General features: G+C 67.0%; 10 protein-coding genes. 9 read left to right on the plus strand and 1 reads right to left on the minus strand.

All coding sequences use genetic code 11. From position 1 onward, the window contains the following. Positions 1 to 10: 10 nt before the first annotated feature. From C665_RS08330 to C665_RS08370, 9 genes are all read left to right on the plus strand, one after another. The gene (locus C665_RS08330) at positions 11 to 2,194 is read left to right on the plus strand and encodes a NosR/NirI family protein (protein ID WP_040828830.1); all 2,184 of its coding nucleotides are present in this window, start codon (positions 11 to 13) and stop codon (positions 2,192 to 2,194) included. 31 nt (positions 2,195 to 2,225) lie between these two features. Beyond that, positions 2,226 to 2,651: a hypothetical protein gene (locus C665_RS08335; RefSeq protein WP_004305198.1), complete on the plus strand. Its 426-nt coding sequence runs from the start codon at positions 2,226 to 2,228 to the stop codon at positions 2,649 to 2,651. Positions 2,652 to 2,803: 152 nt separating this feature from the next. After that, on the plus strand, positions 2,804 to 4,090 hold the full coding sequence (locus tag C665_RS08340) for a nitrous oxide reductase family maturation protein NosD (RefSeq protein WP_040828827.1): 1,287 nt from the start codon (positions 2,804 to 2,806) through the stop codon (positions 4,088 to 4,090). After that, positions 4,062 to 5,003, plus strand: a complete 942-nt coding sequence (locus tag C665_RS08345; RefSeq protein WP_012584572.1) for an ABC transporter ATP-binding protein — start codon at positions 4,062 to 4,064, stop codon at positions 5,001 to 5,003. The genes C665_RS08340 and C665_RS08345 overlap by 29 nt, the downstream gene beginning before the upstream one ends. A gap of 10 nt (positions 5,004 to 5,013) precedes the next feature. Then, complete coding sequence (locus C665_RS08350) at positions 5,014 to 5,829, plus strand: ABC transporter permease (protein ID WP_004305205.1); 816 nt, start codon at positions 5,014 to 5,016, stop codon at positions 5,827 to 5,829. Between the two features lie 38 nt (positions 5,830 to 5,867). Beyond that, entirely contained in the window at positions 5,868 to 6,413 is a 546-nt protein-coding gene (locus tag C665_RS08355; protein ID WP_004305207.1) for a nitrous oxide reductase accessory protein NosL, read from the plus strand. A 17-nt stretch (positions 6,414 to 6,430) separates the two neighbouring features. Continuing rightward, positions 6,431 to 6,700 carry an MJ0235 family protein gene (locus C665_RS08360; protein ID WP_004305209.1) on the plus strand — a complete coding sequence of 90 codons (270 nt, stop codon included), beginning with the start codon at positions 6,431 to 6,433 and terminating at the stop codon, positions 6,698 to 6,700. Beyond that, the gene (locus tag C665_RS08365; RefSeq protein ID WP_004305210.1) at positions 6,700 to 7,074 is read left to right on the plus strand and encodes a toxin-antitoxin system TumE family protein; all 375 of its coding nucleotides are present in this window, start codon (positions 6,700 to 6,702) and stop codon (positions 7,072 to 7,074) included. The genes C665_RS08360 and C665_RS08365 overlap by 1 nt, the downstream gene beginning before the upstream one ends. Then, positions 7,071 to 7,703 (plus strand): nitrous oxide reductase accessory protein NosL, encoded by a 633-nt coding sequence (locus C665_RS08370; RefSeq protein WP_004305212.1) that lies wholly within the window; start codon positions 7,071 to 7,073, stop codon positions 7,701 to 7,703. The genes C665_RS08365 and C665_RS08370 overlap by 4 nt, the downstream gene beginning before the upstream one ends. A gap of 87 nt (positions 7,704 to 7,790) precedes the next feature. On the opposite strand, the gene C665_RS08375 is transcribed toward C665_RS08370, so the two are convergent. Then, positions 7,791 to 8,110, minus strand: a 320-nt coding sequence (locus C665_RS08375; RefSeq protein WP_004305214.1) for a c-type cytochrome, incomplete at its 5' end; no start/stop codon positions are given.

Raw genomic sequence — 8,110 nt, forward strand, 5'->3', positions numbered from 1 at the left:
GGAGCGCATCATGAAGCCCCTCTCCGCCCTGCGGGGCATTGCGATGGCGGCCCTGCTCGCTGCCACAACCCTCTTGCCTGCGCAGGTCTCGGCGCAGAGCGCCTATGAGGCGAACCTGCCTCCCGAGATCAACACCTCACCCGCGCTGTGCGACTACGTGCCCTGCAAGGAGGTCCTGCCCGGCGCGACCAGCTTCTCGGAGCGCAAGGGTCAGCCGCCCTACGTCGAGGGCTACGCCGAGGAAAACGGCCAACGCAAGCTGGTGGGCTACGTGGTGCTATCGACCGACGTCACCGACACCCCGGCCTACTCCGGCAAGCCCGTGATCACGCTGATCGGGCTTACCCCGCAAGGCAACTTCGCCGGCATCAAGATCCTCAAGCACTCCGAACCGATCCTGCTGCTCGGCATCCCCGAATCCGCGCTGGTCAAGTTCAACAACCAATACCTGGGCAAGTTCGTCGGCGCCAACATCGAGATCGGCCGCTCGCGCCCCGAGGAAGAGATCATCGGCCTCGATGCCATCTCCGGCGCCACCGTCACGGTCATCGCGCAGAACCAGGTGATGATGATGTCGGGCGCTGCAGTCGGGCGCCAGGTCGGCATCCTTGAAAAGACCGTCCGCCCTCAGGCCAGGTTCGTCGACAGCGGCCGCAAGCTCGACTGGGCGACAATGGTCAAGGAAGGCGTGGTGCAACGCCTGACCGTGATGCCCGAGCAGGTCGGCCTCGAGCGTGGCAAGGACCCGTTCATCGACCTCTGGTACGGCTATCTGAACCATCCCGAGGTCGGCCGCGCGATCATGGGAGAAACCGGCTGGCGCGACCTGATGGCACGCATCAAGGAGGGCGAACACGCGCTTTTCGTCATCCGCACCGCAGGCAGGGAGTCGTTCAAGGGCTCGGGCTTCGTGCGCGGGGGCATCTACGACCGTGTCCAGCTTCGCCAGGGGCAGGACGTGTTCACCTTCCGCGACCTCGACTACTACAACCTCTATGGGATTTCCGCACCAGGCGCGCCGTCCTTCACCGAGTCGGCGATCTTCATCGTGCGCTCATCCTCGTTCTCCGGCGCCTTCCCATGGAAGTTCATCTTCCTCGGCAACCGCATCGACCGCGAGACCGGTGCGCGCACCTTCATCAACTTCGACAGGGAATACTGGCTGCCCGACGCCTATATCGAGGGTGGCCGGCCCGAGGTCAAGAAGCCCGATGCGCCCTGGGTCCGCGTGTGGAAGACGCGTGCGCTCGAGATCGTCCTGTTCTCCGCCTTGCTCGTCGCGGTGGCGGTGGTCTATGCCAAGCGCGATGAACTGACCCGCCGCTCGACGCGCAAGAACAAGTGGCCGGTCAACGCCTTCAAGTACAGCGCGTGGATCATCAGCATCGGTTTTGTCGGCTTCGGCCTGCTCGCCCAGCCCTCGATCACGCAGGTGCTGACCTGGTTCCACTCGCTGCTGTTCAAGTGGGAATGGGAGCTGTTCCTCACCGATCCGTTCATCTTCCTGTTCTGGATCTTCATCATCGTCACCGTGTTCGTTTGGGGCCGCGGCCTGTTCTGCGGCTGGCTGTGCCCGTTCGGCTCGCTGTCGGAACTGCTGTACAAGGTGGGCGGCGCGATCGGCCTCAAGCGCTTCCAGTTCGCGCTGCCGATGAAGTGGCACAACCGCCTGAAGTGGGTGAAGTACGCGGTGTTCTTCGGCCTGCTCGCGGTATCGATGTTCTCGATGGGCCTGGCCGAGAAGCTCGCGGAGGTCGAACCCTTCAAGACCACCTTCCTGGTCGGCCTGTTCAACCGCAGCTGGCCCTACACGCTGTTCGCCGCCGGCCTGCTCGGCCTGTCGATCTTCATGGAGCGGCCGTTCTGCAAATACCTGTGCCCGCTCGGCGCCTCGCTGGCCATGCCCTCGACCTTCCGCTGGTTCGGCCTGCGCCGCAAGCAGGAATGCGACAGCTGCAAGGCCTGCGCGGTCGGCTGCGGCTCACTGGCGATCGACGAGAAAGGTCGCATCGACCATCGCGAATGCATGCTCTGCCTGGACTGCATGGTCCTCTACACCGACGACCACGCCTGCCCGCCGCTGGCACAGGAACGCAAGCGTCGCACCAAGGACGGCCTGCCGCTGACCCCGATCGGCAAGGACGGTTACTACATCCCGATCAAGCCGGTGGCGCCCGCAGCGCCGCGGGCCTGATCAAGACACTGCATTCGAGGAGGATTCGATCATGGTCGATCCGCGCATTCTGACCGAGCAGGTGGAGCCGCCCTATGCCAGCCGCGGCTCCGCCAGCCGCCTGCCTGCCGAGATCTGGGATCACCTGTGGCCGTGGAGCCGCAACGGCTTCCAGCGCCAGCGCGTCGTCCAGGCCGCCGGCCTGGCGCTCGCCGCGGCCGCGAGCGTGGCCTGGATCCTGGCAGCGATGGGCAACATGACGCCCGGTGCCATCATCGGCTGGTGGTTCGGCTGGAGCGTGTTCGAGGTGGCGGTGCGCCTGGGTTCCAAGCCCTACGTGAAGGACGGTCCGTGGTGGGGCAGCCGCTACCGCCGCGCCAGCATCATGGACATGATCTGCTACGTGGGCTTCAAGAACCTGCTGATCGGCGCCGCCCTGTTCATCGTGCTGAAGAGCATGGGCCTGGTGCAGGTCTGACATCCGGGGCCCGCCCGGGTTACATTGCGCGCCGCCCCCGGGGCGGCGCGCCGTTTTCTGCGGGCCCGCCGCCGCCGGGCACTTCACCTAGATCAAGTCTCGCTGCGACATTGCGTCGCATACTCTGCCCCACTGTCAAACGCCCCCCTGCAATGCGCTCCCTCCACCGTCTTCCTCGCCTCCTGGCTGCCGCAGCCCTGCTCGCCGCACTGGCCACGCCGGCTGCAGCCACGCCGTGGCGGGTAACGCCGGGCGAGTCCATCCAGGCAGCGATCGACCGCGCAGCGCCGGGCGACGTGATCGAAATCGAGCGCGGACGCTACGCCGGCCAGTTGCTGGTCGACAAGCCGCTGACCCTGCGCGGCATCGAGCGCCCCACGATCGACGGCGAGCTGAAGGAAAACACCATCAGCATAAAGGCGGAGGGCGTCACCATCGAGGGGCTCATCGTCGCCAACTCGGGCGGCGACACCCTCTACCAGCACGCCGGCGTCTATATCTACCCCGGCTCGCACAAGGCGGTCGTGCGCAATTGCGACTTCTCCTACACCCTGTTCGGGCTGTGGATCGAGAAGGCCAACGACGTCCTGATCGAGAACAACCTCATCACCGGCAAGCGCGATTTCGACTCGCCCAAGCGCGGCAACGGCATCCAGCTCTACAACACCCAGCGCGCGCGCATCATCGGCAACAACATCAGCTTCGTGCGCGACGCGATCTACGTGGACGTCTCCCACGACGCGCTCTTCCGCGGCAACAGGCTGCATCACAGCCGCTACGGCACGCACTACATGACCTCCTACCGCAACGTCTGGGAGGACAACGAGACCTGGTACAACCGCGGCGGTCTCGCGCTGATGGAAGTGCGCGACCAGGTGGTGCGCAACAACCGCGCCTGGGGCAACTCGGACCACGGCATCATGCTGCGCTCGATCCAGGACGCCGTGATCGAGAACAACGTGGTCGCCGGCAACCAGCGCGGCTTCTTCATCTACGATGCCGAGTACAACGAGCTGCGCGGCAACCAGATCATCGACAACGTGGTCGGGATCCACCTGTGGGCGGGGTCCAAGAACAACAAGGTGGAGCGCAACGACTTCATCGGCAACCGCGAGCAGATCCGCTACGTGGCCGCGCACGACATGATCTGGGGCGAGAAGGAAGGCAACCACTGGAGCAACTACCTCGGCTGGGACCGCAACGGCGACGGCCTGGGCGACGTGCGGTACGAGGCCAACGACCTGGTCGACCGCCTGACCTGGCGTCACCCGATGATGAAGCTGCTGCTCGGCAGCCCAGCCATCCAGACCTTGCGCATGGTGGCCCAGCAGTTTCCCCTGCTGCGTGCGCCCAGCATCGTGGACCCCAGGCCGCGCATGGAACCGAACAAACCTGACTGGAGCCAATGGCGTGGCAGACATTTCCCCCGCTCAGAATGATCCCGGCGCACCGGTGATCGTCGCCCGCGGCGTTCGCAAGCACTACGGCCCCATCCACGCGGTGGATGGCGTGGACCTGGAGGTCCGCAGCGGCGAGCTGTTCGGCCTCATCGGCCACAACGGCGCGGGCAAGAGCACCATGTTCAAGATGATGCTGGGGCTGATCCCGCTCACCGCCGGCGAGATCCGCATCGACGGCGCGCCGGTGCCGGGCAGCGACTTCCGCACGGTGCGACGCAAGGTCGGCTACCTGCCCGAGAACGTCGTGCTCTACGACAACCTCACCGGCACCGAAACGCTCGACTTCTTCGCCCGTCTCAAGGGCGTCTCGACGGCGAACAACGCCGCAGTGCTCGAGCGTGTCGGCCTGATGCACGCGGCCAAGCGTCGCGTGCGCGAATACTCCAAGGGCATGCGCCAGCGCCTCGGCTTCGCCCAGGCCCTCCTCGGCAAGCCGCGCATCCTGTTCCTCGACGAGCCGACGACCGGTCTGGACCCGGAGGCGATCCGCGGCTTCTACGCCATCCTGCGGCAATTGAAGAGCGAGGGAGTCACCATGGTGATCACCTCGCACATCCTCGCCGAGATCCAGGAACGCGTGGACCGCCTTGCGATCATGGCCGCGGGCAAGGTGCAGGCCACCGGCACGGTGCAGGCCCTGCGCGAGCAGATGGATCTGCCGCTGTGGTTCGACGTGCGCGTCGCGCCCGAGGATTTCGAGGCGGTGCGCAACGCCCTCGGCGGCCTGCCGGTAGGCGCCATCGAAGCCCGCGACGGCCATGTCGCGGTGCAGTGCGCGCGCGATGCCAAAATGGCGGTGATCGCCGCCTTGGCCACCCTGAATGGCAAGGTCCGCGACCTCACGGTGCGCGAGCCTTCGCTCGAAGACGTGTTCTTCGGCTTTTCGGACTGAGAGGCGGACCATGGAGTTTTCACAGATCGCCACCATCGCCGGCAAGGAGTTCTGGGACCGCATCCGCAACCGCTGGGTCCTGGCCGTGGCGCTGGTGTTCACCGTGTTCGCGCTGTCGATCGCCTACTTCGGCTCGGCGCAGCAGGGCGCCGTGGGCTTCCGTTCGATCGAGGTCACCATCGCCAGCCTGGTCAGTCTGGTCATCTACCTGATTCCCCTGATCGCGCTGGTGCTCGGCTTCGACGCCATCGTCGGCGAGCGCGAACGCGGCTCGCTCGACCTGCTGCTGTCGATGCCGATCACCCGCCTCGAACTCCTGCTCGGCAAATACCTCGGCCTCGCGGGCGCGCTCACCTTTTCCACCGTCGCCGGCTTCGGCCTGGTCGGCGTGGTGCTGTCGGCGCAGCTCGACCTCGGCTCGCTGTTCCATTACTTCGGCTTCATGCTCAGCTCGGTTCTGCTCGGCTGCGCCTTCCTGAGCATCGCGGTGATGCTTTCGGTATTCGCCGCCGACCGTACCCGCGCCTCCGGCCTGGCGATCGCCACCTGGTTCTTCTTCGTGCTGATCTTCGACCTCCTGGTGCTCGGCGTGCTGGTCGTCACCGCCGGCCGGTGGGGCGGCGAAGCGCTGCCCTACGCCTTGCTGTTCAACCCGGCCGACGTCTTCCGCATCCTGAACATCTTCTCGATGGAGGACGTCCGCACGCTCTACGGCCTGTCGACCGTCTTCCCGCCCGCGCTGGCGCGGCCCTGGCTGCTCGGGCTGGTCATGGCGGCATGGATCGCGGGTCCGCTGGCGATCGCGACGTGGCGCTTCCGCCGCTGAACACTCCTTCCAAACGAACCGTATCGAGTGATTTCCCCATGTGCACACATCACGCCTGCCCGAGCCGTCGCCGCTTCCTGATCGCCGGCGTTGCCGCCGGGCTGCTCGCGGCCTGCGGCAGCGGCAAGCAGGGAGCCGGCAGCGGCACCGTGACGCCGCTCGAGATCGACCGCGCCACCAGTTGCGCGCTCGACGGCATGCTGCTGGCCGACTACCCCGGCTCCAAGGTCCAGATGCACTACGCCGGCGTGGAGCGCCCCGACTGGTTCTGCGACACCATCGAGATGTTCAACGTATACCTGAACCCGGAGCAGGCCCGCCTGGTCACCGCGATCTTCGTGCAGGACATGGCCAAGGCCTCGTGGAACGCCCCCCAGGGGCACTGGATCGATGCGAAGAAGGCCTGGTACGTGTTCGGCTCCCGGCGCATGGGTGCGATGGGCCCCACCGCGGCCTCGTTCGCCAACGAAGCCGACGCCAAGGCCTTCGCCACGGAGAACGGCGGCAAGGTGCTGCGCTTCGACGAGGTCACGCCCGACATGGCGATCCTCGACGGCGGCGCCCTCCACGATCAGTCCATGTAAGCAGGACAGGCACCACGATGAATCCGATCTTCGACGCCATCCCCCCCGAGCAGGCCCTCGAGCTCGAGCAGATCGCCCGGCTCATCTACGAGGCGCGCGAAAACCGCCGCAAGGTCCTCGCCGCCATCGGCGCGAACGACGAAGCCGAGTTGCTCGCCCGCATCGCCGCCGGCGCGGTCGACGAACATCCCGGCTACGAACACTACCTCGCCGCGCGCATCCTGGCCGATACCCACGAGGCCGCACGCCAGGTCGTGGGAGAGCGCCTGCGGGAGATCAACCGCTGATGAGCCTGCACACCGAACTGCTCGACTACGTCGAGCGCGCACACGAAGGTGCACTGCTTGCCCCCGCACGGTTGTCGCAGGATGCATTGAACCTGGTGCTCAGGAATGGAGTGGTCCTCACCGTGCGCTACGCCGCACCCGATGCCTACTCGCTGCGCTGGCGCACGAGCGCGGACATCGACGGAGTCGAACTGGGCATCGACACCGCGCCCGTTCATCCGCAACTCGAGACCACACCCAACCATCTGCATCGGGCCGACGGCAGCGTCGCGGCCGATCCGCTCACCGATCCGCGGCGCAGTCCGCAGGAAAACCTCGCGCGGGTGATCGACGTCCTCGGTCGCGATCCGCAACTCGCGGATTTCGGCACGTGAGCATCGTACGCGGTCGCCGCCGGCTCCTGCTCGCCGGCGCCGCCGTCTCGCTCGCCGCGGGCAGCGCGCTGCTGTGGGACTACACGACGCGCGCCGGCCGCAGCTTCGAGCCGCCCGCGGAAGACATCTGCGTCGTCACCCCGACGCGGGCGGCGCAGGCCCATCCGTACGACCCTGCGAGCGGCCTGGGCAAATACGACGCCAGGCCCATCCCCGCGGACGCACGCTGCCCCGTATGCGGCATGTATCCGGCACGCTTCCCGCGCTGGGCGGCGCAGATCGTCTTCGAGGACGGCGCGGCGCACTTCTTCGACTCGCCGGTCGACCTGTTCATGTTCCTGGACAAACCGGCAAGCTTCGGCAGCACGCGCACCGCCGCCGAGGCCGCGGCGATGTACGTCGCCGACTTCCGCAACGGCACCTGGCTTCCCGCCCGCCAGGCCGTCTTCGTGCGCGACTCGCGCGCGCGCGGGCCGATGCGCGGCCCCGATCTGCCGGCCTTCGCCGACACCGCCGCAGCGCAGGCCTTCATCGCCGAGCAAGGCGGCCGCGCACTGACCTTCGAGCAGGTGGACGCCAGCGTCGTCACCAGCCTGCGCGACGCCAACCACGCCCATCATATGCACTGAGCGCACCGGCGCGCGATGGAAAGCGGGGCCCGCAGGCCCCGCGAAAAACACATCGTCGTCCGCCGCAGCGGACTGCCGCAGTCCGGCTTACTTCAACTTGCCAACCATGAAGTCGACCGCAGCCTTGACTTCATCGTCGGTCAAGGAAGCGCCGCCACCGCGCGGGGGCATCATGCCCTTCGAGCCGGTGAAGCCCTCGATCGCGTGCTTGTAGAGCGTGTCCTTGCCCTGTGCGACGCGCGGCTCCCAGTCGGCCTTGTTGCCCGGGATCGGAGCCCCGGCAACACCGGATGCGTGGCAAAGCGCACAAACCTTCTTGTAGGTGCCCTCGCCCGCGGCACCGGCCGGAGCGGCGGCGGGCGCGGCCGCAACAGGGGCGGCAGCGGGAGCTGCGGCCGGCGCAGCGG

The sequence above is a fragment of the Thauera aminoaromatica S2 genome, assembly GCF_000310185.1.
Lineage (GTDB): Bacteria > Pseudomonadota > Gammaproteobacteria > Burkholderiales > Rhodocyclaceae > Thauera > Thauera aminoaromatica.